24 protein-coding genes and 1 riboswitch are annotated in these 25219 nt (G+C 58.5%); of the genes, 13 read left to right on the forward strand and 11 right to left on the reverse strand.

Annotation, left to right across the window (positions count from 1 at the left end; genetic code table 11):
• Positions 1 to 91: 91 nt before the first annotated feature.
• From QMM04_RS09750 to QMM04_RS09760, 3 genes are read right to left on the reverse strand one after another with little or no spacing between them, the layout of a single operon-like run.
• Positions 92 to 865: a molybdopterin-binding protein gene (locus QMM04_RS09750; protein WP_021509306.1), complete on the reverse strand. Its 774-nt coding sequence runs from the start codon at positions 863 to 865 to the stop codon at positions 92 to 94.
• A complete protein-coding gene (locus QMM04_RS09755; RefSeq protein ID WP_150058663.1) occupies positions 862 to 1692 on the reverse strand; it encodes a cytochrome b/b6 domain-containing protein in 831 nt (276 codons plus the stop codon). The genes QMM04_RS09750 and QMM04_RS09755 overlap by 4 nt, the downstream gene beginning before the upstream one ends.
• Positions 1693 to 1733: 41 nt before the next feature.
• On the reverse strand, positions 1734 to 2369 hold the full coding sequence (locus QMM04_RS09760) for a hypothetical protein (RefSeq protein ID WP_241798294.1): 636 nt from the start codon (positions 2367 to 2369) through the stop codon (positions 1734 to 1736).
• Between the two features lie 230 nt (positions 2370 to 2599).
• On the opposite strand from QMM04_RS09760, the gene QMM04_RS09765 reads away from it, so the two are divergent.
• From QMM04_RS09765 to QMM04_RS09785, 5 genes are all read left to right on the forward strand, one after another.
• Entirely contained in the window at positions 2600 to 3145 is a 546-nt protein-coding gene (locus QMM04_RS09765; RefSeq protein WP_058775774.1) for a chorismate mutase, read from the forward strand.
• A 297-nt stretch (positions 3146 to 3442) separates the two neighbouring features.
• Entirely contained in the window at positions 3443 to 4453 is a 1011-nt protein-coding gene (locus QMM04_RS09770) for a Zn-dependent oxidoreductase (protein ID WP_282996092.1), read from the forward strand.
• Positions 4454 to 4604: 151 nt separating this feature from the next.
• Entirely contained in the window at positions 4605 to 5888 is a 1284-nt protein-coding gene (locus tag QMM04_RS09775) for an MFS transporter (RefSeq protein WP_058757273.1), read from the forward strand.
• 52 nt (positions 5889 to 5940) lie between these two features.
• A complete protein-coding gene (locus QMM04_RS09780) occupies positions 5941 to 7401 on the forward strand; it encodes a mannitol dehydrogenase family protein (RefSeq protein WP_282996086.1) in 1461 nt (486 codons plus the stop codon).
• Positions 7402 to 7500: 99 nt separating this feature from the next.
• Complete coding sequence (locus QMM04_RS09785; RefSeq protein ID WP_021509299.1) at positions 7501 to 8187, forward strand: GntR family transcriptional regulator; 687 nt, start codon at positions 7501 to 7503, stop codon at positions 8185 to 8187.
• A 213-nt stretch (positions 8188 to 8400) separates the two neighbouring features.
• On the opposite strand, the gene fbaB is transcribed toward QMM04_RS09785, so the two are convergent.
• From fbaB to thiM, 3 genes are all read right to left on the reverse strand, one after another.
• The gene (gene fbaB, locus QMM04_RS09790; RefSeq protein ID WP_058757271.1) at positions 8401 to 9453 is read right to left on the reverse strand and encodes a class I fructose-bisphosphate aldolase; all 1053 of its coding nucleotides are present in this window, start codon (positions 9451 to 9453) and stop codon (positions 8401 to 8403) included.
• A gap of 146 nt (positions 9454 to 9599) precedes the next feature.
• Positions 9600 to 10400, reverse strand: a complete 801-nt coding sequence (gene thiD, locus QMM04_RS09795) for a bifunctional hydroxymethylpyrimidine kinase/phosphomethylpyrimidine kinase (RefSeq protein ID WP_282996087.1) — start codon at positions 10398 to 10400, stop codon at positions 9600 to 9602.
• Complete coding sequence (gene thiM / locus QMM04_RS09800; protein ID WP_059012818.1) at positions 10397 to 11182, reverse strand: hydroxyethylthiazole kinase; 786 nt, start codon at positions 11180 to 11182, stop codon at positions 10397 to 10399. The genes thiD and thiM overlap by 4 nt, the downstream gene beginning before the upstream one ends.
• A 33-nt stretch (positions 11183 to 11215) precedes the next feature.
• Positions 11216 to 11312: riboswitch (TPP riboswitch) on the reverse strand.
• Between the two features lie 345 nt (positions 11313 to 11657).
• On the opposite strand from thiM, the gene QMM04_RS09805 reads away from it, so the two are divergent.
• Entirely contained in the window at positions 11658 to 11855 is a 198-nt protein-coding gene (locus tag QMM04_RS09805) for a hypothetical protein (RefSeq protein ID WP_282996088.1), read from the forward strand.
• A gap of 52 nt (positions 11856 to 11907) precedes the next feature.
• Here the strand turns inward: QMM04_RS09805 and ahpF are convergent, their stop codons facing one another.
• Both ahpF and ahpC read right to left on the reverse strand, forming a co-directional pair.
• On the reverse strand, positions 11908 to 13476 hold the full coding sequence (ahpF, locus tag QMM04_RS09810) for an alkyl hydroperoxide reductase subunit F (protein WP_058769944.1): 1569 nt from the start codon (positions 13474 to 13476) through the stop codon (positions 11908 to 11910).
• 70 nt (positions 13477 to 13546) lie between these two features.
• The gene (ahpC, locus tag QMM04_RS09815) at positions 13547 to 14110 is read right to left on the reverse strand and encodes an alkyl hydroperoxide reductase subunit C (protein ID WP_010617942.1); all 564 of its coding nucleotides are present in this window, start codon (positions 14108 to 14110) and stop codon (positions 13547 to 13549) included.
• A gap of 288 nt (positions 14111 to 14398) precedes the next feature.
• On the opposite strand from ahpC, the gene QMM04_RS09820 reads away from it, so the two are divergent.
• Positions 14399 to 14842, forward strand: coding sequence for a GNAT family N-acetyltransferase (locus QMM04_RS09820; protein WP_104188490.1), 444 nt, complete (start codon positions 14399 to 14401; stop codon positions 14840 to 14842).
• A gap of 3 nt (positions 14843 to 14845) precedes the next feature.
• Here the strand turns inward: QMM04_RS09820 and apbC are convergent, their stop codons facing one another.
• Positions 14846 to 15958, reverse strand: coding sequence for an iron-sulfur cluster carrier protein ApbC (apbC, locus tag QMM04_RS09825; RefSeq protein WP_058757266.1), 1113 nt, complete (start codon positions 15956 to 15958; stop codon positions 14846 to 14848).
• Positions 15959 to 16120: 162 nt separating this feature from the next.
• On the opposite strand from apbC, the gene metG reads away from it, so the two are divergent.
• Positions 16121 to 18154: a methionine--tRNA ligase gene (gene metG, locus QMM04_RS09830; protein ID WP_104093094.1), complete on the forward strand. Its 2034-nt coding sequence runs from the start codon at positions 16121 to 16123 to the stop codon at positions 18152 to 18154.
• A gap of 574 nt (positions 18155 to 18728) precedes the next feature.
• On the opposite strand, the gene QMM04_RS09835 is transcribed toward metG, so the two are convergent.
• On the reverse strand, positions 18729 to 19076 hold the full coding sequence (locus tag QMM04_RS09835; RefSeq protein ID WP_282996089.1) for an endonuclease domain-containing protein: 348 nt from the start codon (positions 19074 to 19076) through the stop codon (positions 18729 to 18731).
• 151 nt (positions 19077 to 19227) lie between these two features.
• Between QMM04_RS09835 and QMM04_RS09840 the strand changes: the two genes are divergently transcribed.
• From QMM04_RS09840 to sanA, 5 genes are all read left to right on the forward strand, one after another.
• Complete coding sequence (locus tag QMM04_RS09840; protein WP_058769941.1) at positions 19228 to 19611, forward strand: CidA/LrgA family protein; 384 nt, start codon at positions 19228 to 19230, stop codon at positions 19609 to 19611.
• Positions 19604 to 20296, forward strand: a complete 693-nt coding sequence (locus QMM04_RS09845; protein ID WP_021509288.1) for a CidB/LrgB family autolysis modulator — start codon at positions 19604 to 19606, stop codon at positions 20294 to 20296. The genes QMM04_RS09840 and QMM04_RS09845 overlap by 8 nt, the downstream gene beginning before the upstream one ends.
• 124 nt (positions 20297 to 20420) lie before the next feature.
• Positions 20421 to 21317 (forward strand): cytidine deaminase, encoded by an 897-nt coding sequence (gene cdd / locus QMM04_RS09850; protein ID WP_136548408.1) that lies wholly within the window; start codon positions 20421 to 20423, stop codon positions 21315 to 21317.
• A gap of 158 nt (positions 21318 to 21475) precedes the next feature.
• A complete protein-coding gene (locus QMM04_RS09855; protein ID WP_282996090.1) occupies positions 21476 to 23173 on the forward strand; it encodes an NAD-dependent malic enzyme in 1698 nt (565 codons plus the stop codon).
• 139 nt (positions 23174 to 23312) lie between these two features.
• Positions 23313 to 24032: an outer membrane permeability protein SanA gene (gene sanA / locus QMM04_RS09860; RefSeq protein ID WP_104093252.1), complete on the forward strand. Its 720-nt coding sequence runs from the start codon at positions 23313 to 23315 to the stop codon at positions 24030 to 24032.
• A gap of 191 nt (positions 24033 to 24223) precedes the next feature.
• On the opposite strand, the gene mglC is transcribed toward sanA, so the two are convergent.
• A partial coding sequence (gene mglC / locus QMM04_RS09865; RefSeq protein WP_282996091.1) for a galactose/methyl galactoside ABC transporter permease MglC occupies positions 24224 to 25219 on the reverse strand: 996 nt, incomplete at its 5' end.

Genomic DNA, 25219 nt, shown 5'->3' on the forward strand with positions numbered 1-25219 from the left:
AGTTAATGGCAAAGGCGATCCCAGTCAGAGGAGCCAGATTTAGAAAAGCCTGCTTTTAAAGCAGGCTTTTTGCTTTTCTGCGTTCTGACGTTCAGATACCGCCATACCACTCGTAACCGCGATCTTCCCAGTAGCCACCGCGTCCGCCCCACAGCTGGGCAAACGAATCCACCACTTTAATTTCCATCAGATACTTGGCGTGCTTGTAACCGAGCTGGCGCTCGACCCGGAGACGCAGCGGCGCACCGTGCGCGACCGGTAGCGGCTGATCGTTCATACGGTAGGCCAGCAGCGTTTGCGGATGCCACGCATCCTGCAGATCGATACTTTCGTAGTAGCGCCCGCTGCCGTCCAGCGTCTGCTCCAGTTCGTCGGCACACAGGAACACTACGTAGCGGGCACCTGGCCGCAGGCGCGCCGCATCCAGCACCAGTCCGAGCGGTACGCCCTGCCATTTGCCAATCGCGCTCCAGCCCTCCACGCAGTCGTGCCGGGTAATCTGCGTGCGACTGGGGAACCGCTGCAGATCGCTGAGCGATAAACTCAGCGGCTGTTGCACCAGCCCGGTGACGCGCAACCGCCAGTCGGCAAACCCGTTCGCCAGCAAACGCGCATATTCGTCGGAGTCGGGCATTTGCGTGCCGTTGGCGCGGAACAGCGGCGAAATATCGGCCTCGCTGAACTCCGGTGCCAGCCGCTGGCCGCCCAGCAGGCGCTGGCTGGCACGCGTCAGCCGCTCGGTCTGATTGAGCCAGCCGCTGACCGTGTCGTTTTGCGTCAGTTGATCGCAACCGCTCAGCAGCGCCGCGCCGGCGCCGGACAGCGCGCCCAGCAGCAGGCGGCGACGCGACAGCTCGATTTTCATGATGGGGTATCCTCTTTGTCGATCGCGTAACGGCCGGTGATCATCGAACGCAGGTTATTGAACACGCCTGACACCAGCACCATCACTACATGCACCAGCACAAACAGCACCAGCAGCGTTGCGGTGATAAAGTGCACCGTGCGCGCCGTGGGACGGCCGCCAAACAGATCGGGTAAAAACGGCAGCGCCGCATCCAGTGCTGGCGACAGGGTTAATCCACTTAGCAGCATCAGCGGCAGCAGTATGAAGATCACCAGCAGATAGCTGAGTTTCTGCAGCGCGTTATAGCGCCGCGCCGCTTCACCGCGGGCGAAGCGCAGCCGGGCGTGGTCGCAAATCTCCTGCCACAAATGACGCGCGCCCAGTTGCTGACGGTCGGGCAACAGATCGCGGCGAAAGTGCCGGTGCCAGAAACCGTGCAGCAGATAAATCACGCCGTTGAACAGCAGCAGCCAGGCAAAAAAGAAGTGCCAGTGGCGACCGGCTCCCAAATCCTGCCACGACGGCAGCGTCAGCCAGCCGGGGAACGCGCGCGCCGTCAGCGTGCCCTCCAGCTTCGAGACACCGAGCACGCCGGTGGTATTCAGTTGCAGCGAGCCGAGCCGGACAAATCCCTGCTGCTGACGATTGCCGATTTCAAACACCGGCTGCTCATGGTCTGCGCCATACAGGCCGACATACAGACGCGGATGCGCATTAAAGATTTGCAGTCCGCTCATCAACAGTACGGCAAAACACAGGGCGTTGACCCAGTGCGTCACGCGCACCAGCAGCGAATGACGTCGGATTAGGGTTTTACTGCGGGAAGGTGAAGGCTGTTGCATCATCGAGCCCCTTACCAGCCAGGCGAGGCCTGGCTGGAGCCGGATTACATCGGCGGCACTACGCCGTTTTTGCCGACAATGACATTGCCTGCGGTGAGCTTACCGTCGGCGCCCTTCTCGGCCGGAACAAACACCGTGGTGCCGGGTTTCAGGTCATCCGGGGTGGCGGCGGCCAGCGTCACCACCGGCGTACCAGCCGGAATGGCAATTTTTTTCTGATGGCCGTGATAGCTCACCGTCACTTCGCTGTTATCCACCGAGGTGACGCTATTGGCGACTGTGGCGTTGGTCATTGAGCTGCCCGGCTTCAGATCCCAGCTGAAGTTGCCCTCGCCTGCGCCTTTCAGCTGCGCCGGGAAAATCAGCACTTCGAGCGCGCCATCACCGCCGCCCGCTTTCGGCAGCGAGGCAATGCCCACGTAATCGCCCTTTTTAATGTCGCTGATGCTGGCCTTCGCCACCGCGGACACCATCGCGCCTGGCTTCATGGCCACGCTGACCTCCGATCCTTCGCGTGACTTGATAGTGAGCTGCTGCCCGTTTACCGATTCAACAACGCCACGTACCTGCACTTTTTGCCCTGCCATCTCTGCCGCCATCGCCGGCGACAGCGTGGCGCCGGCCAGCAGTGAACCGACAATCAGCAGTGAAAGGCGTTTGTAATGTGATAAGACCGTCATGGAGTGTTCCTTTTGATGATAAGCGCTGCCTCAGCGGCAGCCCTGTGTCAGAAATCATTCAACCCAAAGCGCAATAACATTGCGGCAAAAGGCGCTGGAAAACAAACCTACTAGTTGGTAGATTAAAAAACAAGATAATTTTTCACCCTGTACTTTGTCATGTCATTATTTTGTCTTAGCCTGAGCCTCGCGCAGATCCAGCGCCTGGGTTGAACATTGGGAGCATCAGTATGGAAATGCAGTTACGATCGGCCACGTTAGCGCTGCTGATTTGCAGCTGTTCCGCCGCCGCGGCAGAACTCAGCAGTCCTTCGCCGGGCCAGCTTATTAACACGCGTTTGTCTTACATGAAGGATGTGGCGGGTTATAAAGCGCAGCATCATCAGCCGATTGAAGATTTGGGTCAGGAGCGCAAGGTGCTGGACAAAGCCCTGGCGGAAGCGCGTCAGCTGGGTCTGGATGATGCCACGGTGCAGCCGTTTATTCAGGCACAGATGGATGTGGCGAAAGCGGTTCAGTATCGCTATCGCGCCGACTGGCTGGCAACGCCGGAGCCGCACTGGCAGCCGCGTCCGCTGGATGAGGTGCGCAAAAGCATTGGTCATTACAGCGACGCGATTCTGACGCAGCTTGCCGCGCAGTTGAAACAGGGCGCGACGCTGCAGGCACCGCAAAAGGCCGAATTTATGCGCGACATTCAGCAGCGCAACGTGTCACCGCAGGATAAAGAGTTATTGTGGCGCACGCTCAGCGCGGTGACGTTACGGCGGCCGTGATGTTGCGCGGCGAGCGTGCCGTCGATCGCAGCAGGCCTGTCATTCTGCTGCGTTTTTCCCGGTTGCCATAAATGGCGACCCTGTAAACCAGGTAACGACTTTACAGGGTGTGCAGTGATGCGCACCGCAACACCATTCTGAAACTTCGCTTTGCAACTACCCCATCCGCTCTGTGATTGCGTTCACAACTCTGCAACAGCAACTTGTATGGTAGTATTATTGCGCGTATTTTTTCGTCATTACTGTCGCGTTATTACTGGTGTGCCGCGCCTTCAGGCCACCAGCCAGGAGTGAATGATGAAAAGTGTGGTGATTGAACAACCGGGCAAACTGCTGCTGGCCGAGCGCGCGCTGCCGCAGCCCGCCGCTGATGAAGTACGGGTAAAAGTGAAATTTGCCAGCATCTGTGGCTCTGACGTGCACATCTGGCACGGTCACAATCCATTTGCCCGCTATCCGCGCGTGATCGGCCATGAGTTTTTCGGCGTGATTGACGCGGTCGGACAGGACGTCGATGCCAGCCGGCTGGGCGAGCGCGTGGCGGTCGATCCGGTGGTGAGCTGCGGCCACTGCTATCCCTGCTCCGTTGGCCGTCCCAATGTCTGTCAGTCACTGCAGGTGATTGGCGTCCACCGCGACGGCGGCTTCAGCGAGTATGCGGTGGCGCCCGCCAAAAATGCCCATCGCCTGCCGGCGAGCATTCCCGACCAACTCGCCAGCCTGGTTGAGCCCTTCACCATTGCCGCTAACATCACTGCGTTTCTCCAGCCGCAGCCACAGGATGTGGCGCTGATTTACGGTGCCGGTCCGATGGGGCTGACCGCCATTCAGGTGCTGAAAGGCGTGTACGGCGTACAGCAGGTGCTGGTGGTGGACCGCCTGCCAGAGCGGCTGGCGCTGGCGCAGCAAAACGGTGCCGATCGCCTGTATAACAACAGCGAGATCCCACTGGCGGCGCAGCTGGAAGGCGTTCAGCCGACGCTGATTATTGACGCCGCCTGCCATCCGGCGATCCTCGCCGAAGCGGCTACGCTGGCCTCGCCGGCGGCGCGCATCGGCCTGCTCGGGTTTTCTGCTGAGCCGTGCAGCCTGACGCAGCAGGCGTTGACCAGCAAAGAGCTGTCGCTGTTTACCTCGCGCCTGAACAGCAACCGCTTCCCGCAGGTGATTGCGTGGCTGGAACAGGGACTGATCCAGCCAGAGAAACTGGTTACCCACTATTTCCCGCTGGCGCAGATCGAGCGCGCCATGACGCTGTTTGAACAAGACCCGCGCACCTGCTGCAAAGTGATCCTGCAAATGGATTGAGTGATGCGCCACACCAGATGTCCCTGATACCGGTGCGTACCCGCCGGCCACAACAATAATCCCCTGCATAAATCAGGCGCAGCGCCGCGGTCATCAAGGTAATCTCCCCGTGACGCTGCAGCCTGAAGAAGAACAGGGAAACGGAGTTTCTATGCTGAAGAATCTACGCTGGACCCTCGTACTGCTGCTGTTCCTGGTTTATATGATCAACTACCTCGATCGTATTGCCCTGTCGCTCACCGTGCCGCTGGTGGAAAAAGATCTGATGATCAATGCCGAGCAGTTCGGCCTGATCTTCGGCAGCTTCTTCTTCGGCTATGCGCTGTTCAATTTTATTGGCGGTTTAGCCACCGATAAATTCGGCCCGACGATTGTGCTCGGCACCGCCGTCGGCATGTGGTCGCTGTTCTGCGGCATGACCGCACTGGCGACCGGTTTCTGGTCGATGATGATTCTGCGCGTACTGTTCGGCATGGCGGAAGGCCCGATTTGCGCCTCGGCCAACAAAGCCATCAACGGCTGGTTCCCGAAAAAGCAGGCCGCCACCGCCATGGGCCTGCTGAGCGCCGGCTCCCCGCTCGGCGGCGCGGTCGCCGGGCCGATTGTCGGCTACCTGGCGCTCTCCTTCGGCTGGCGTCCGGCGTTTGTGGTGATCTGCCTGATTGGTCTGGTGTGGATGGCGCTGTGGTTCTTCTTCGCCGCCGACAATCCGGCGCGCAGTAAGCGCGTCTCTGCGCAGGAGCGCGCGCTGGTAGAGAAACTGAAAGCGGAAGAGCCGGCAGATATCATCGACGCGGACGGCAAAGCGCACGGCATGGGCTACTATCTGCGTCAGCCGATTATCCTCGTTACCGCATTCGCCTTCTTCTGCTACAACTACATTCTGTTCTTCTTCCTGAGCTGGTTCCCGGCCTATCTGGTGCAGGCGCACGGGCTGGATATCAAAGCCATGAGCATCACGACCATGATCCCGTGGATTGTCGGCTTCGTTGGCCTGGCGCTGGGCGGCTGGATCTCCGATAAAATCTTTAATATCACCGGTAAGCTGCTGCTATCGCGCAAGATTGTGTTAGTAGTGTCGCTACTGGCGGCAGCGATATGTGTGGCGCTGGCGGGCACCATCAAAGAGGTGAATTCGGCGGTGATCATGATGTCGATCTCCATCTTCTTCCTTTACATCACCGGTGCCATTTACTGGGCGATTATTCAGGATGTGGTGCACAAAAGCCGCGTCGGCAGCATCAGCGGCTTTATCCACCTGATTGGCAGCCTGTCCGGCATTATCGGCCCGATCGTTACCGGCTTCATCGTGCAGCACACCGGCAAATTTGACAGCGCCTTTGTGCTGGCGGGCGTGGTGGCGGCCCTTGGTGCGCTGCTGGTGCTGTTTGTGATTCGCAGCCCGAAAGCCAGCGACAAACCGGTTTCCGTTTAATCGAATGACTCTGCCGGGGCGCCGCGCGCCCCGTTTGCCACAAGGATTATGCATGTTACAACCCGATCGCCTTCCCGCTGACGTACAGCGCCCCCGTTACGACCGCAGCCAGCTGAAAACCCGCATGGTGCACATCGGTTTTGGTGCCTTTCACCGCGCGCATCAGGCGCTGGCCACTGACCAACTGGCGCAGCACGGCAGCGACTGGGGCTACTGCGAAGTGAATCTCAACAGCGGCGCGCTGATCGCCGCTCTGCGCCAGCAGGATTTGCTGTACAGCGTGACCGAAATGGCCGACGACAGCCTGCACACGCGCATTGTTGGCGTAATTACCCAGGCGCTGCACGCGAAAAGTGACGGTATTGAGGCGGTGATTGAAGCGATGAGCCAGCCGGAAATCGCCATCGTGTCGATGACGGTCACGGAAAAAGGCTACTGTTCGCTGCCGTCGAGCGGCCAGCTCGACCTGACGCATCCGGACATCGTGCACGATGTGGCGCATCCTGACGCGCCGCGCTCGCTGCCCGGCGTGATCCTGGCGGCGATTGAACGCCGTCGCCAGCGCGATCTGCCGCCGTTTAGCGTGATGTCGTGTGACAACATGCCGGAGAACGGCCACGTTACGCGCAATGTGATTACCCAGCTGGCGCAGCGTCGCAGCCCGGCGCTGGCTGATTACATTCAGACCCACCTCACCTTTCCCTCAACCATGGTGGATCGCATCGTACCGGCGATGACCGATGAAGCTTTCGCGACGCTGGAAGCGCGGCTGGGCAGTCGCGATCCGGTGGCGGTAGAAGCCGAACCTTTTTTCCAGTGGGTGATTGAAGATAACTTCGTCAGCGGCCGCCCGGCGTGGGAACAGGCCGGTGCGGAGCTGGTGCGTGATGTGCTGCCGTACGAAGAGATGAAGCTGCGCATGCTCAACGGCAGCCACTCGTTCCTGGCTTATCTCGGCTACCTGGCCGGGTATCAGCACATCAGCGATTGCATGGCCGATGCCAATTTTCGTCAGGCGGCGCGCGCGCTGATGCTGCAGGATCAGGCACCCACGCTGCGCACGCAGGATGTTGATTTGGTCGCCTATGCCGACTCGCTGATCGCCCGTTACGAAAACCGGGCGATTAAACATCGCACTTATCAAATCGCCACCGACGGCACGCAGAAGCTGCCACAGCGCCTGCTGGATAGCGTGCGCTGGCATCTGCGTAACGGGACGGCCTGTGATTATCTGCTGCTGGGCGTAGCAGGCTGGATGCGCTATATCAGCGGCGTCGATGAGCAGGGCGCGGCGATTGAGATTCGCGATCCGCTCAGCGCGCAGCTGGCCAGCATTGTTGCCAATAGCGAGGATGGCCCGCAACGCGTTGAGGCCTTACTGCGCCTGCAGGCGGTGTTCGGCGACGATTTACGTTATCACTCAGTGTTTGTTACGCGGCTTACCGAGCTGTATCAGCAGCTGCGGCTTACCGGTGCACACGCCACGGTGCAGGCGCTGGTCACAGAAGGCTAAGCCGCCTGCACAAATGTGTAGCGCAGACGCAGCGTGCTGATTAGACTGACGCTTTCTCATCGGGCTGGCGGCGGCCAGCCGTAATACGGATATTGCTGCATGTCGATTGCCTATACCATAACCACCAGCGAACCGGTAAATCAGCAGATTTATCGCTATCTGCGGAAGGATATCGTGACCTGCGTGATCCATCCGGGCTCGCTGCTGTCGGAGAAAGAAGTGTCGGCGCGCTTCAACGTGTCGCGGCAGCCGGTGCGGGAAGCCTTTATCAAACTGGCGGAAGCCGGCCTGGTGCAGGTTCTGCCGCAGCGCGGCACCTTCGTGCGCAAAATCTCCGCCCAGCGCGTGGCCGACGGCCGTTTCATCCGTGAAGCGGTGGAGATCGCCGTGGTTCGCCGCGCCGCGCTGGAGATCGCTGCCACCGGACTGATGGCGCTGGAACACAATCTGCAGCTGCAGCGTCTGGCAGCGGAACGCCACGACAGCCAGGCGTTTCTGGCGCTCGACGATGAGTTTCACCGGTTGATTGCCGAAGGCATTGACTGCCTGCTGGCGTGGGAGACGGTGGAGAACATTAAAGCGACGATGGACCGCGTGCGCTTTCTGACGCTGAGCGAAGTGTCGCCGCCGGAGAGCCTGATTCAGCAGCACGAAGAGATTTTTGCCGCGCTGAAAGCGCAAGATGCCGATGCGGCGGAGAAGGCGATGCGGCGACATCTACAGGAGATGATTCTGACCATCACGCCGATTGCCGAGCGCAACAGCGAATGGTTTGAAGGGCCGTAGTGCTGTGGGGTGAGCTTGCGGTGGGGTGCGGTGCGGTTTGATGCGGTGCGGTGTGATGCCCTCACCCCGGCCCTCTCCCACCGGGAGAGGGAGCTGTTCCAGCTAGTCTTCAATAATTAACTCTGAAAAACCGCACATTTCTGTCCCCTCTCCCGCTCGCGGGAGAGGGTTAGGGTGAGGGTAAGGGTGAGGGGGAAAAAGCCCCTCACACCATCAGGCAATCGTCACATCCTTCGCCAGATACACATCCTGCACCGCATTAATCAGCGCCACGCCCTCTTTCAGCGACTTCTTAAACGCCTTGCGCCCGAGAATCAGCCCCATGCCGCCGGCGCGTTTATTGATCACTGCCGTACGCACCGACTCTGCCACATCGGTCGCACCGGCTGAAGCACCGCCGGAGTTAATCAGCCCGGCGCGGCCCATATAGCAGTTGGCCAGCTGGTAGCGCACCAGATCGATCGGATTCTCACTGGTCAGCTTGCTGTACACGCGCTCATCGGTGTGACCAAACTTCACCGCGTTATAACCGCCGTTATTCTCCGCCATTTTCTGCTTCACAATGTCGGCACCAATGGTGGCCGCCAGATGGTTAGCCTGACCGGTTAAATCGGCGCTGGCGTGATAATCCACCCCATCCTTCTTGAAATCGTTGTTGCGCAGATAGGCCCACAGTACCGTCACCATGCCGAGCTCGTGCGCGCGCTCGAAGGCTGCTGCAATTTCCTCGATCTGCCGGCGCGACTGCTCAGAACCAAAATAGATGGTGGCGCCGACCGCAACCGCGCCCATGTTGAACGCCTGTTCAACGCTGGCGTACAGCGTCTGGTCATACTGCGTGGGATAGCTCAGGGTTTCGTTATGGTTCAGCTTGACCATAAACGGGATGCGGTGTGCGTAGCGACGTGACACGGAGGCCAGCACGCCATAGGTTGATGCCACACAGTTACAGCCGGCTTCAATCGCCAGCTCGACGATATTCTTCGGGTCGAAATAGGCCGGATTGGCAGCGAACGAGGCGCCGGCAGAGTGTTCCACGCCCTGATCCACCGGCAGAATCGACAGATAGCCGGTACCCGCCAGACGGCCGGTGTTGTAGAGCGTCTGCATATTGCGCAGTACCGCAGGAGAACGATTGTTATCAATCATCACGCGATCGACATAATCCGCGCCCGGCAAATAAAGGCTATCCGCTGGAATGGTCATGCAGCGATGTTGAAGAAGCGTATCCGCTTCTTTACCCAATAACTGTACGATGTCCGTCATATTCGCTCCTGATAAATGGCTGGAAAAGAACCGGCACCTGCCGATTCGCCCCCACAGCCTGGACCGAAACGCGCCAGGCTGGCAAATTGCTGACTCCATTTTTCAGACGGATACGCAGTGAAAAAACGGCAATCTGGCGTTACGCCCTACCACCACTGATGGAAATGATGCACCGGCCCAATGCCGTGACCGACCTCCAGCGAATCGGCGTGCAGCAGCGCCTGCTGCAGCCAGGCCTTGGCCTCCGCTACGGTGCCCGCCCAGTCCGCATGGCGCGGTCGCAATGCCGCCAGCGCCGCCGACAGCGTGCAGCCGGTGCCGTGCGTATGACGGGTGTTAACGCGCGGTGCGGTAAAGCGCTGGCGGCCGGCGCGGGTGATCAGCCAGTCCGGGCTTTCCACATCGCTGAGATGACCGCCCTTCATCAGCACCGCTTCGCAGCCCAGTTCCAGCAGCGCATCGCCCTGCTGCAGCATACTCGCCTCGTCCTGCGCCATGCGGCAACCCAGCAGTGCCGCGGCTTCCGGCAGATTGGGCGTGATCAGCGATACCTGCGGCAGCAGCCGTTCACGAATGCTGGCTACCGCATCGGGCGACAGCAGCGCATCGCCGCTTTTGGCAATCATCACCGTATCCAGCACCACAAACGGCAGGCTGGCGCGTTTCAGCTTCTCTGCCACCACCTCGACGATCGCCGTCTCCGCCAGCATACCGATTTTCGCGGCGTCAATGCGCACGTCGTCCAGCACCGAGTCGAGCTGCGCCGCGACAAATGCCGGTTCGATGCGATACACCGACTGCACGCCGCGGGTGTTCTGTGCCACCAGTGCGGTAATCACGCTGGTGCCGTACGCGCCGAGCGCGGAAAACGCTTTCAGATCGGCCTGGATACCTGCGCCGCCGCTGGGGTCGGTGCCGGCAATGGTCAGTGCATTGATACGTTTCATGCCGCCACCTCCAGCGTCCAGAGCGCATCGAGAAAAGCGGCGACGAAGCTGCCCGGCCCTGCCACGCTGCGCGCGGCCTGCTCTCCCGCCAGTGACATTACGCGGCAGGCCGCTGCCACGTGCTGGATGCGCTCGCCCGGCAGGCTGCTGCACGCCGCGACGACGGCGGATAGCGCACAACCGGTGCCAACCACGCGCGTCATCAGCGGGCTGCCGCCGGGTATTGCCAGCGTCTGGCGGCCATCAGTGACGTAATCGACTTCGCCGGTTACCGCGACGATAGTCGTGCAGCGTTGCGCCAGCTGCTGCGCGGCGTTCAGTGCAGCATCGGCCTGATGCACGCTATCCACGCCGCGTCCGCCCGTGGCCTGGTGGGCTAAGGCGAGAATCTCTGAAGCGTTGCCGCGAATGGCCGCCGGTCGCAGGCTCAGCAGCTGCTGACAGAATTCCGTACGCAGGGTTAGCGCGCCTACCGCCACCGGATCGAGCGTCCATGGTGTGCCGGCCTGGTTAGCGGCCTGTACCGCCGCCAGCATCGCATCGCGGCGCTCACGGGTTAACGTACCGACGTTGATCAGCAGCGCATCGGCAAAACCGGCAAACTGCGCCGCTTCATCGCCATCAATCACCATCGCGGGCGAAGCCTGCAGTGCCAGCAGCACGTTGGCGGTAAAGGTTTGCACCACGTCGTTGGTCATACAGTGCACCAGCGGTGCCTGCTGCCGCAGCAGTTGCAGAGAGTGCGCGAGTTGCGCCGGGGAAAGAGGGTCAGGCTGTGTCATAAGGCTCCCAACCGGCAATCAGGAAGGCGAATGCGGTCAGGCATCTGACTTCCCTACGCTGGCATTATCCAGATCAGGTATTACGGGTATTTCTCAGCCTTCACAAAGAAGGGCACCCCGAGTCATGCACGTCCGTGTCAGACGTGCCTTCACAGCATAAAGGGTCAGCTTAAAGTTGTAAATCCTGCGGCGGGTGCGCTTTTTTTGCCGGACAACGATGAGCAAAAATACGTGCGTCATCAATTTTCATGATTTTTTGATCATCAGGAAAATATAAACAAATCGACGGAGATCAATTTTCCCAAAAGCCCTAAAATTCATCAGGATAGTTAATTTAATCTGCCGGGGCAGTAGGCGGGAAATAAACAAAAGAAAGCGCGCAACTTGATTAATATCAAACCGGCCGGCGGCGTAACACGGCCTAATTCCCTTCCGGATTTGAAGACCGCTGTTTCACCTTCACCCGGAATCGCTAATGACTTTATTCAGTTTTCTTCCGCACGCGCACCACTGGCACAATATCACCATTTCCCGTCAAGGCGCCGTTTCCCCCGGCGGCCGTTACCGGTACTCCACGTACCTCGAAGCCGAATGCAAACGCTGCGGCGAGCGCATCCATAAAATTTATTATCGCGATATCAGCGATGAACAGGCGCGTCGCTGGCTGGGATAAAAAAAAGCCCCGCAACACAGGTTGCAGGGCGCTTGCGTGGCTATCGCAAAACTTATTCAGCCGGTTTGGTGCGGATCAGGTAATCAAACGCGCTCAGTGACGCTTTGGCCCCTTCCCCGCTGGCAATGATGATCTGCTTGTACGGCACCGTGGTGCAGTCGCCGGCGGCAAATACGCCTTTCAGGCTGGTTTCGCCTTTGGCGTCGATCAGGATCTCGCCCATGCGGTTGCGCTCTACCGCGCCTTCCAGCCAGTTGGTGTTAGGCAGCAGGCCAATCTGTACGAAAATACCGCTCAGCGCCAGTTCGTGGCTGGTCTGGTTATTGCGGTCGATGTAGGTCAGACCGGTAACTTTACTGCCGTCGCCTTTTACTTCGGTGGTCTGCGCGTTGAGGATCACATCGACGTTTTTCAGGCTGCGCAGTTTATCCTGCAGCACTTTATCGGCGCGCATTTCGCTGGCGAACTCCAGCAGCGTAACGTGCTCGACAATACCGGCCAGATCGATGGCCGCTTCAACGCCGGAGTTACCGCCACCGATCACCGCCGTGCGTTTGCCTTTAAACAGCGGGCCGTCACAGTGCGGGCAGTAGGTTACACCTTTGGTGCGATACTGCTCTTCACCCGGAACGCCCATGTTGCGCCAGCGTGCGCCGGTAGCAATGATGATGCTGCGTGATTTCAGCACCGCGCCGGACGCGGTTTCGATGGCGTGCAGGCCGCCCTCTTTAGCTGCCGGAATCAGCTTGATGGCGCTCTGGGTGTCGATCACATCCACGTCATAGTCATCAACGTGCGCACGCAGGGAACCGGCGAGCTTGGCCCCTTCGGTTTTCGGCACGGAGATGTAGTTTTCAATGTCAACGGTGTCCAGCACCTGGCCGCCAAAGCGCTCGCCCATCAGGCCGGTACGAATACCTTTACGCGCCGAGTAGATGGCCGCCGCAGCGCCTGCCGGGCCGCTGCCGACGATCAGCACTTCATAGGCGTCACGCTTGTTCAGCTCTTCAGCCGCACGCTTATCCGCGTTGGTGTCTACCTTACCGACGATTTCTGCCAGGCTCATGCGCCCCTGACCGAACTCTTTGCCGTTGAGGTAAACCGCCGGCACGCCCATGACGTTGCGTTCGGTGATCTCGTTCTGGAACATGCCACCGTCGATGGCGGTATGACGGATGCGCGGGTTGAGCACCGCCATCAGGTTCAGTGCCTGTACCACGTCCGGACAGTTGTGGCACGACAGAGAGTAATAGGTTTCGAAATGCAGGTCGCTGTCCAGCGCAACAACCTGATCCAGCAGGCTCTGCGCCTCTTTCGACGGATGTCCACCGGTCTGCAGCAGTGCCAGCACCAGTGAGGTAAATTCGTGGCCCATTGGCGAACCGGCAAAGCGCGGACCGCTGTGGCTGCCTGGGTTAGTAATCAGGAATGATGGCTTACGTACCGGTTGATCGTTCTCTTCACGGAAGCTGACTTTATCAGACAGACTCGCGATATCGGTCAGCAGAGTACGGATCTCTGCGGATTTTGCGCCATCGTCCAGTGTGGCAATCAACTCAACCGGTTTCGTTAGTTTCTCAAGGTAGGCCTTGAGCTGGGTTTTTAAATTGGTGTCGAGCATAGTGAGTTCCTGTGAAGAAAATCGGGTGCCGCAGCACCCGATGGAAGAAAGATCAAAGGGCGTAGGTGACTTAGATTTTGCCAACCAGGTCCAGTGATGGAGCCAGCGTTGCGTCGCCTTCTTTCCATTTAGCCGGGCAAACTTCACCTGGGTGAGAAGCCACGTACTGAGCCGCTTTCACTTTACGCAGCAGGTCAGACGCGTCACGGCCGATGCCTTCTGCAGTGATTTCGATGGCCTGGATGATGCCTTCCGGGTCAACGATGAAGGTACCGCGGTCAGCCAGACCTTCTGCTTCACGCATGATTTCGAAGTTACGGGTCAGAGCACCGGTCGGGTCGCCGATCATCGCATACTGAATTTTCGCGATGGTGTCTGAAGAACCGTGCCAGGCTTTGTGGGTAAAGTGCGTGTCAGTTGAAACGGAGTAGATGTCTACGCCCAGTTTCTGGAACTCTTCGTAGTGGTCTGCCACGTCACCCAGTTCAGTCGGGCATACAAAGGTGAAGTCAGCCGGGTAGAAGAAGAAAACACTCCATTTACCTTCAACGTCTTTCTCGGTTACATCGATGAATTCGCCGTTTTTGAACGCTGCGTTTTTGAATGGTTTGATTTTGGTATTAATGATGGACATGGTGACCTCCGTTAAAAGATGTGATGCAAGTTACAGTTTTTCCGGGCCAACTTCTAATATGCAGTCGTTATCAATCAGATAATCAAAAGCTATCAAAGTGCCGACGCCAGATTTGATGCGGCTTGCCGCGGCATTCTACACAGAAAAGCCGCAGAGTTAACAGGCTTTATCTTTGCGCACGGCAACTGCTATTTTTTTATAAACATTCAATCATCTTTGCTGCACGATTTTACTGCGTGCACAACGCCGCTACAAAACGTGCCCGCTTACTCGTCATGGAGTCTGGAAGTGAAAATTCGTCTTTTTGAAGAAGCCGACCGCCCTTTCTTACGCACACTGTATCTCGCGGCGCGCCGTCATAACTGGACATGGCTGGCCGGCGACGACTGGCAGCTGGAAGATTTCGACGCGATTATTCCCGGTGAAACGGTACTGGTGGCGGAGATCGCCGGCCACCGCGCAGGCTTTGCTGGCGTAATGGACAACGATAATTTTCTGCACAGTTTGTATGTCGATCCGGCCTTTCAGGGCCAGGGCGTCGGCAGTGCGCTGCTGAACGCGGTGCAGCAGCGTTTTACCTCCACTGGCGCGCTGAAATGTCTGCTACAGAACGAAGCGGCGCTGCAGTTTTATCAGCAGCACGGCTGGCAGCGCGAAGCGCTGGGAGAGAGCGAACAGGGCCAGTACGTGTTGATGCATCTGCCGCTGGCGTCACGCACCAGCGGCAGCTAAGACTTAAACCGCGCGGAAGGCGATGTCGCCCGGAATCACCTCACCCTGCCAGTAAAGCTGGGCGGCAACCCGGCCCGCAAGTTCACGATACAGCGCGGTGAATTCACTCTCCGGACGGCGAATCACGGTCGGTTCACCATCGTCGAGATCTTCGCGCAGATTAATGTGCAGCGGCAGCTGAGCCAGCAGGCGGGTGTGATAATCCTCAGCCAGCTTCTGCGCACCGCCAGTACCAAAAATCGGCTCGTGATGGCCGCATTCGCTGCAGATGTGCATGCTCATGTTTTCCACCACGCCCAGCACCGGCACGCTGACTTTTTCGAACATCACCATGCCCTTGCGCGCATCAATCAGCGCAATGTCCTGCGGCGTGGTCACCACCAGCGCGCCGGTCACCGGCACGTTCTGCGCCAGCGTCAGCTGAATGTCACCGGTGCCCGGCGGCATATCCAGAATCAGGTAATCGAGATCCGGCCACAGCGTTTCATTCAGCAGCTGCATCAGCGCCTTGCTGGCCATCGGTCCGCGCCACACCATGGCGTTATCGTCGGTCACCAGATAGCCGATAGAGTTGGTTGCCAGGCCGTGCGCCATGATCGGCGCCATGTGCGTGCCATCCGGCGAGGTGGGACGCTGCTTTTCGGTGCCGAGCATGTCCGGGATCGACGGACCGTAAATATCCGCATCAAGAATACCGACGCGCGCTCCTTCGGCCGCCAGCGCCAGCGCCATATTCACGGCAGTGCTGGATTTGCCCACGCCACCTTTACCGGAGCTGACGGCGACGATGTTTTTCACGCCGTTGACGCCCGGCTGATTTTTCACGCGTTTCAGGGTGGCGATGTCATGACGCAGCCGCCAGTCGATGGCGCGCGTGTTGGTCAGGCGCAGCAGTTCCGCGCTGGTCTGGGCTTTCAGCGCCTCAAACGCGCTGGCCCAGGCAAATGGCATCACCAGTTCAATGTGCAGCTTGTCGTCGAGCAGCGCCACGTGGCGCAGCGCTTTGAGGGTAGTCAGATTGTGTTGCAACGTCGGATGCTCAAACTCGCTCAGCACGCCGATAACCACGGCGCGCAACGCTTCAGGTGAATGATGGTCCCGGGATTGTGCGGTCATCCCAACTCCTTATTTAGTCATGACGCCAGACGATGGCGGTGTGCCATCAATCATATCAGATAGGCGCTAAAAGTGACGTGGCCGAGCTGCTGTGTTTACGCCAGAGGGTGCTTCGGTTAACATCTAAGCCCGATTTTTTATTCACGGAATGCTACGCAAATTATGACTCAAGTCGCTAAAAAACTACTGGTAACGTGCGCCCTGCCGTACGCAAACGGCTCTATCCACTTAGGTCACATGCTTGAACACATTCAGGCTGACGTGTGGGTCCGTTACCAGCGAATGCGTGGCAATCAGGTGTTCTTCATCTGTGCGGACGACGCCCACGGCACGCCGATCATGCTGAAAGCCCAGCAGCTGGGTATCGCGCCGGAGCAGATGATTGCGGAAATGAAGCAGGAGCATGAGACCGATTTCGCGGGTTTCAACATCAGCTATGACAATTATCACTCCACGCACGGCGACGAAAACCGCCAGCTGTCTGAGCTGATTTACACGCGCCTGAAAGAGAACGGTTTCATTAAAAACCGCACCATTTCGCAGCTGTACGATCCGGAAAAAGGCATGTTCCTGCCTGACCGCTTCGTCAAAGGCACCTGTCCGAAATGTAAATCGCCCGATCAGTACGGCGATAACTGCGAAGTGTGCGGCGCGACTTACAGCCCGACCGAGCTGATTGAGCCGAAATCGGTGGTGTCAGGTGCGACGCCGGTGATGCGCGATTCTGAACACTTCTTCTTCGATCTGCCGTCCTTCAGCGCGATGCTGCAGGCGTGGACGCGCTCCGGCGCGCTGCAGGAGCAGGTGGCGAACAAGATGCAGGAGTGGTTTGAAGCCGGTTTGCAACAGTGGGATATCTCCCGCGATGCGCCGTACTTCGGCTTCGAGATCCCTGGCGCGCCGGGCAAATACTTCTACGTCTGGCTGGATGCGCCAATCGGCTATATGGGGTCGTTCAAGAACCTGTGCGACAAACGCGGCGACATCGATTTCGACGAGTTCTGGAAGAAAGATTCCAGCACCGAGCTGTATCACTTCATCGGCAAAGACATCGTCTATTTCCACAGCCTGTTCTGGCCAGCGATGCTGGAAGGCAGCAATTTCCGCAAGCCAACCAACCTGTTTGTGCATGGTTATGTCACGGTGAACGGCGCGAAGATGTCGAAATCGCGCGGTACCTTCATCAAAGCCAGCACCTGGCTGCAGCATCTTGATGCCGACAGCCTGCGCTACTACTACGCGGCCAAGCTCTCTTCGCGCATCGACGATATTGACCTCAATCTGGAAGATTTCGTCCAGCGCGTGAACGCTGACATCGTTAATAAGGTGGTGAACCTCGCCTCACGCAACGCCGGCTTTATCACCAAACGCTTTAACGGCCAGCTGGCAAGCGAACTGGCAGATCCGGCGCTGTATCAGACCTTTGTTGATGCGTCAGAGAAGATCGGTGAAGCCTGGGCCAGCCGCGAATACAACCGTGCGATCCGCGAGATCATGGCGCTGGCCGACCTGGCCAACCGCTACGTTGACGAGCAGGCACCGTGGGTGGTGGCGAAACAGGAAGGCCGCGATGCCGACCTGCAGGCGATTTGCTCTATGGGTATCAACCTGTTCCGCGTGCTGATGACCTGGCTGAAGCCGGTGCTGCCGTCGCTGAGCGAGCGCACAGAAGCCTTCCTGCAAAGCGAACTGAACTGGGATGGCATTGCGCAGCCGCTGCTCAACCACAGCGTAGCGCCGTTTAAAGCGCTGTATGGTCGTATTGAGATGGCAAAAGTGGAGGCGCTGATTGCGGCTTCGAAAGAGGACGCAGCGGCGGCGAACCAGCCAGCGGCAAGCGGTCCACTGGCCGATGCACCGATTGGCGAGACCATCACCATTGATGACTTCGCCAAAGTCGACATGCGTGTGGCGCTGATCGAGCAGGCTGAGCTGGTAGAAGGTTCCGATAAGCTACTGCGTCTGCAGCTGGATCTGGGTGGCGAGAAGCGCCAGATTTTCTCCGGCATTCGCGCCGCTTATCCGGACCCGTCGGTGCTGGTGGGCAAGATGACTATCATAGTCGCTAACCTGGCTCCGCGCAAAATGCGTTTCGGCGTGTCCGAAGGCATGGTGCTGTCTGCCGGCCCTGGCGGCAAAGATCTGTTTGTGCTGTCAGTGGATAGCGGTGCCCAGCCGGGTATGCCGGTGAAGTAAGGGGTGGTGCGCGCTGGCCCTCACCCTAACCCTCTCCCGCTTACGGGAGAGGGAACTGCTGAGTGCGGGGTCTGGGTTTAGAGCCAGGCCTGCACATAGCAAAACACCGCACAAGGCTACCCCCTATCCCGCCTGCGGGAGAGTGAACTGCTGAGTGCGGAGTTTGAGTTCAGAGCCAGACCTGCACATAGCAAAACCCCGCACAAGACTACCCCCTCTCCCGCCTGCGGGAGAGGGCCGGGGTGAGGGGAAAACCGCACCGCGCTCATCGCGCTAACATCAGACAGCGATAAATCTCCGCCATTACCGCCTCAAATTCATTAAACACCTGATGATTCCAGAAGCGCAGCTTTGTGCTGACTGTGGATAGCGGTGCCCAGCCGGGTATGCCGGTGAAGTAAAGGTCAGTGCGCGCTGGCCCTCACCCTAACCCTCTCCCGCTTACGGGAGAGGGAACCGTTAAGTGCGGGGTCTGGGTTCAGAGCCAGGCATGCACATAGCAAAACCCCGCATAAGACTACCCCCTCTCCCGCCTGCGGGAGAGGGCTGGGGTGAGGGGAAAACCGCACCGCGCTTATCGCGCCAATATCAGACAGCGATAAATCTCCGCCATCACCACCTCAAACTCATTAAATACCTGATGATTCCAGAAGCGAATTACGCGCCAGCCGCAGCGCTGTAAATACGCCGTGCGCCGGGCATCGTAAGCCTGATCTTCAGGCGTATTGTGCTGTCCACCATCCAGTTCCACGATCAGCGATTGCTCAACGCAGGCAAAATCAACGATGTACCCTCCTACTGGATGCTGGCGTCGATACTTCGCGCCACACACATTTCGGTTGCGTAAATAACGCCATAGTTTTTGCTCCGCTTGCGGCATCGCTTTTCGCAGCGCGCGCTGCGGTTGCACGGTGTGGTTCATCGCTGCTCCTTCGCTCTGGCCACCAGCTTACGCCGCTTTAATCAGCTTCAAAGCAAAGGTGTTGAAATCCTGAATCTGCATTCCAGTGCGATCGCTAGCACGCTAAGCGCTTAATGCGTATGATGAAGCGCCACGAAAACAGGAGCCTGACATGCCCACCATGCTATCTGCCTGCTGGCGCTATCTGCGCGCCTTTGCCATCGTTTATGCCGCGCTGTATGCTGGCAACGGCCTTGCCGCCCTGCTGCCATTTACCATTCCCGGCAGCATCCTTGGCATGCTGTTGCTGTTTGCCCTGCTGGCGCTGCAGATTATCCCGGTAACGTGGGTGAAACCCGGCTGTCAGCTATTGATCCGCTACATGGCGCTACTGTTTGTGCCGATCAGCGTTGGCGTGATGGGCTACACCGATATCCTCAGCGCACAGTTTGGCCCGATTGTCGTCTCCTGTATGGTCAGCACCCTGCTGGTGTTGCTGATTGTCGGCCTGAGCGCCGAGCGCCTGCAGCGTCCGAAGGAGTCCGGCCATGAGTGACGCCTGGTGGTCACTGCCGCTTACTGTGGTGGCGTATCTGCTGGCACGCCGTCTGGCAGCCAGAATCAACCTTTCTATCGTCAATCCACTGCTGGTGGCCATGGCGATCATTATTCCACTGCTGCTGCTGACGCACCTGCCCTACGCGCGCTATTTCGCTGGCAGCGCGCTGCTTAATCAGCTGCTGCAGCCCGCCGTGGTGGCGCTGGCGCTGCCGCTGTATGAGCAGATGCACCAGATTCGCGCGCGCTGGAAAACCATCATTAGCGTCTGCTTTATCGGCAGCATTACCGCCATGGTGTCCGGCACGGCGATCGCGCTGTGGATGGGGGCGACGCCGGAAATCGCAGCCACCATCCTGCCGAAGTCGGTGACCACGCCCATCGCCATGGCAGTGTCGGGCTCGCTACACGGTATTCCCGCCATCAGCGCCATTTGTGTATTGATTGCTGGCGTGCTGGGCGCGGTGTTTGGTCACATGCTGCTGAATCTGTTTAAAGTGCGCAGCAAGTCCTCACGCGGGCTGGCGATTGGCAACGCGTCACATGCGCTCGGCACCGCGCGCGCCGCGGAGATTGACTATCAGGAAGGCGCCTTCAGCTCACTGGCGCTGGTAATCTGCGGCATCATCACCTCGTTACTGGCGCCTTTCATTTTTCCTTTGCTGATGCGCTTACTGGGGTAAAACTTGCGAGAGATCTCGCAAAGTTGAAACAAGCCAATCAGCTTGCATTGTCATAGCGACATGGATCACATATAAACCTTGAGGCGGCGCTTCGCCACTGACGAGTTAATGAGGCCATAACATCATGCATGCACGATTCACTTCCGCTTTCTCTGCCCTGCCCGCTACGCTGCAGAGCGCGCTTCAGCCGCTGCTGGACGCCGCTGATTTTCACGGCGTGCTGCGACCGCAGGAGGTGACTCAGCTGCAACAGGCAACCGGTCTGGATGATGATGCGCTGGCACTCGCACTGCTGCCGATTGCCGCCTGTTGTGCCGTGGCACCGGTTTCGCACTTTAACGTGGGCGCTATTGCGCGCGGCATCACTGGCCACTGGTACTTTGGTGCCAACATGGAGTTTTTACATGCGCCGCTGCAGCAAACGGTCCACGCCGAGCAGAGCGCAGTCACGCATGCCTGGCTGCGGGGCGAAGCACAGCTGGCAACCATTACCGTCAACTACACGCCGTGCGGACACTGCCGCCAGTTTATGAATGAACTCAATAGCGGTACGGCGATTCGCATCAGCCTGCCGGGCCGCGCGGTCAGCACGCTGGCCGACTATTTACCGGACGCCTTTGGCCCGGCCGATCTCAATATCAGCGAACGGTTGCTGACCCCCGTCGACCACGGTTTCCTGCCGCAGGGCGATGCGCTGCAGCAGGCCGCGATTGATGCCGCCAGCCGCAGCCATGCACCTTACAGCCAGAGTTATAGCGGCGTGGCGTTGCAGAGCCGCAGCGGCCAGATTTACCCCGGGCGCTATGCCGAAAATGCCGCTTTCAACCCGAGCCTGCCGCCATTACAGGCCGCGCTGATTCTGATGAATATGCACAACGAAGCGCTGGAGGAGATTCAGCAGGCGGTGCTGGCAGAAAGCGCCGACGCCACGCTGAGCCAGTTTGATGCCACCCGCACCACCCTCGCCGCGCTCGGCTGCAGCAATTTCTCGGTTACTTTAGTTTCGAAACCAACAGTTTAGTGATCCTTTTACCGCTTTTGTGACCTTCTATTAACAAAAGCTGTACATCTGCAGGAATTTTCATAGGATCGGGCGCCAGAACTTCACAATAAACGGGTCTGGCGTTACCTTCTTGCTGGCGACACGTCAGAAAACACTGCAACCGGAGCAAACACTGCATGGAACTCGAGTACGAAAGTAAACGTCCGCTGTATATTCCTTACGCGGGTCCGATCCTGCTGGAATTTCCGCTGTTGAACAAAGGCAGCGCCTTCTCGCTGGAAGAACGTAACGAATTTAACCTCAATGGCCTGCTGCCAGACGCCGTAGAAACCATCGAAGAGCAGGCCGAGCGCGCCTGGCGTCAGTTCCTGGACTTCAAAAACAATAACGACAAGCACGTCTACCTGCGCAACATCCAGGACACTAACGAAACGCTATTCTATCGCCTGCTGGACAACCACCTGGAAGAGATGATGCCGATCATCTACACCCCAACGGTTGGCGCGGCCTGCGAACACTTCTCAGAAATTTACCGTCGCGCGCGCGGGGTGTTTATCTCCTACAACAACCGCGACCGCATTGAAGACATGCTACAAAACGCCACCAAGCAGAATGTCAAAGTCATCGTGGTCACCGACGGCGAGCGTATTCTCGGCCTCGGCGACCTGGGCATTGGCGGCATGGGCATTCCTATCGGTAAGCTGTCGCTGTACACCGCGTGTGGTGGCATCAGCCCGGCCTACACCCTGCCGGTGGTGCTGGATGTCGGCACCAATAATCAGCAACTGCTGAACGATCCGCTCTACATGGGCTGGCGCCATCCGCGCATCACCGGCGAAGAGTACGAAGCCTTCGTTGATGAATTCATTCAGGCGGTGAAGCGCCGCTGGCCAAACGTGCTGCTGCAGTTTGAAGATTTCGCGCAGAAAAACGCCATGCCGCTGCTGGAGCGTTACCGCGATGAGATCTGCTGCTTCAATGACGATATTCAGGGCACGGCCGCTGTCACGGTGGGCACGCTGATCGCCGCCAGCCGCGCTGCAGGCAGCCGTCTGTGCGAGCAGAAAGTGGTGTTCCTCGGTGCCGGTTCCGCCGGCTGCGGTATTGCCGAGCAGATCGTCGCACAGATGAAATCCGAAGGCCTGAGCGATGATGAAGCGCGCGCGCGCGTGATGATGGTAGACCGTTTCGGCCTGCTCACTGACAAATTGCCTAACCTGCTCGATTTCCAGAGCAAGCTGGTGCAGAAGAGCGACAATCTGAAAGACTGGGACGTGACCAGCGATTCGATTTCACTGCTCGACGTGGTGCGCAATGCCCGGCCGGATATCCTGATCGGCGTTTCCGGCCAGCCGGGACTGTTCACCGAAGAGATCATTCGCGAGATGCACAAGCACTGCAAACGCCCGATCGTGATGCCGCTCTCGAACCCGACCTCACGCGTGGAAGCAACGCCGGCAGATATCATCGCCTGGACCGACGGTGACGCGCTGGTCGCCACCGGCAGCCCGTTTGCACCGGTCACCTGGAAAGGCAAAACCTACCCGATTGCCCAGTGCAACAACTCCTATATCTTCCCGGGTATCGGTCTCGGCGTGATCGCTGCCGGTGCCACCCGCGTAACGGACTCGATGCTGATGACCGCCAGCCGCGCGCTGGCTGACTGCTCACCGCTGGTTAACGACGGTGAAGGTCCGGTGCTGCCTGAGATTAAGGACATCCAGGGCGTCTCCAAAGTGATCGCCATGGAAGTGGGCAAAGCGGCGCAGCTGGCGGGCGTGGCGGTGGTTACCTCCGAGGACGTACTGTCGAAAGCCATCAACAACAACTTCTGGCTGCCGCAGTATCGTTACTATCGACGTACCTCGATTTAATTGCAGACCGACGCTGCCGCACGCTTCAGGTGCGGCAGCGCTTAAAAAAACGCCAGCCGACCGGCGCGAACTTGCTTAGCCGTGCCGCCTCAAGTAGCCTTGACCCATCTGAATTTTCGTCAACCGAGTGCCCGTGCGCATACTTAAACGCGTTTTCTTTGGTCTGTTTATCATCATCTTACTGGTGATGGCGACCGCGCTCGGCCTCGATCGCTGGATTAGCTGGCGAACCGCGCCGTTTATTTATGAAGATGTCGCTTCGCTGCCGCATCGCCAGGTCGGCGTGGTGTTGGGCACCGCCAAGTATTACCGCACCGGCGTCATCAATCAGTATTACCTGTATCGCATTCAGGGCGCGCTCAACGCTTACAACAGCGGCAAGGTGAATTATCTGCTGCTGAGCGGCGATAATGCGCTGCAGAGCTACAACGAGCCGATGACCATGCGACGTGATTTAATCAAAGCCGGCGTCGATCCCTCAGACATCGTGCTGGATTATGCCGGTTTCCGTACGCTGGATTCGATTGTGCGCACGCGCAAAGTCTTCGACACCAACGACTTCATCATCATAACCCAGCGCTTCCACTGCGAACGTGCGCTGTATATTGCCCAGCATCTGGGCATTCAGGCGCAGTGCTACGCCGTGCCGTCACCCAAAAATATGCTGTCGGTGCGGTTCCGCGAGGTGGGTGCGCGCCTCGGTGCGCTGGCGGATCTCTATCTGATGAAGCGCGAGCCGCGTTTCCTTGGCCCGCTGGTGCCGATTCCGGCGGTGCATGAAGTGCCGGAAGATGCCCAGAGCTACCCGGCAGTTACACCGGAACAGTTGCTCGAGCTGGAAGAGAAGCTGCGGAAATAATCGGCGAGAGGCCAGCAGCCGGATCTGACGTTGGCGAGTTAAGCAGGATCGCGCAGATGCTGCCGGTGCGCATCAATGCGCACCCTACAAAGTACCGGCCATCCCCTGCAAGTCTCACCACTATTCTCAATGTGCAATAAAAACAACAAGGGCCGCGTTGCCGCAGCCCTGATGGTTGACCTTGTTCTCTGCTATTTCTTGCGCGCGTATTTCAGCGAATCAAGCGCCACGGCGAAGATGATGATGCCGCCCTTGATGATGTACTGCCAGTACGGGTTCACGCCGATGTAGGTCAGACCGTAGTTGATGACGGTGAAGATGATCACACCGGTCACCACACCCGCGACGGTACCTACCCCGCCGGCGAACGACACGCCGCCCACCACGCAGGCCGCAATCGCATCCAGCTCATACATAAAGCCGAGGTTGTTGGTGGCGCTGCCGATACGGCCCGCTTCCAGCATCCCGCCGAAGGCATAGAACACGCCGGACAGCGCATACACCAGGATCAGGTTAAGCGGAACGTTAACGCCAGAGACTTTCGCCGCTTCCGGGTTACCGCCAATAGCAAAAATGTTTTTGCCGAAGCGGGTTTTATTCCACAGGATCCAGACGAACACGATGGCGATAATCGCGTAGAAGGTGATAAACGACAGCTTGAAGTCGCCGAAGCGCAGGAAGCCCTGGGCAAACTTCGAGAAGCCAGCGTCAAAACCGGCAATCGGTGAAGCGCCCACGAAGTCGTAGTACAGCGAGTTGATGCCGTAAACGATGATCATGGTGCCCAGCGTGGTGATAAACGGCGTCACCTTCAGGTAAGCAATGATCACGCCATTAACCAGACCAATCACGCCACCGATGATGCACACGGTCAGAATCACCAGCGGAATCGGCACGGTTTCCAGATGCGGGAACACCTTGTTGGCGTTATCCATCGACTGCAGCAGCGTTGCTGCCACCACCGCCGCCAGACCCACCTGGCGCCCTGCCGACAGGTCGGTGCCCTGGGTCACGATCAGACCGGCTACGCCGAGTGCGATAATAATACGGACCGATGACTGAGTCAGAATGTTACTCAGGTTCATCAGGCTTAAAAAGGTCGGATCCTGGAAAATAATAATCGCCAGCAGTACCAACAGGACAACATAAATGCCGCCCTCTTTTAACCAGGTTAGCGCATTCTTTTT

This window comes from Pantoea sp. Pa-EAmG (assembly GCF_030024295.1).
Lineage (GTDB): Bacteria > Pseudomonadota > Gammaproteobacteria > Enterobacterales > Enterobacteriaceae > Pantoea > Pantoea dispersa.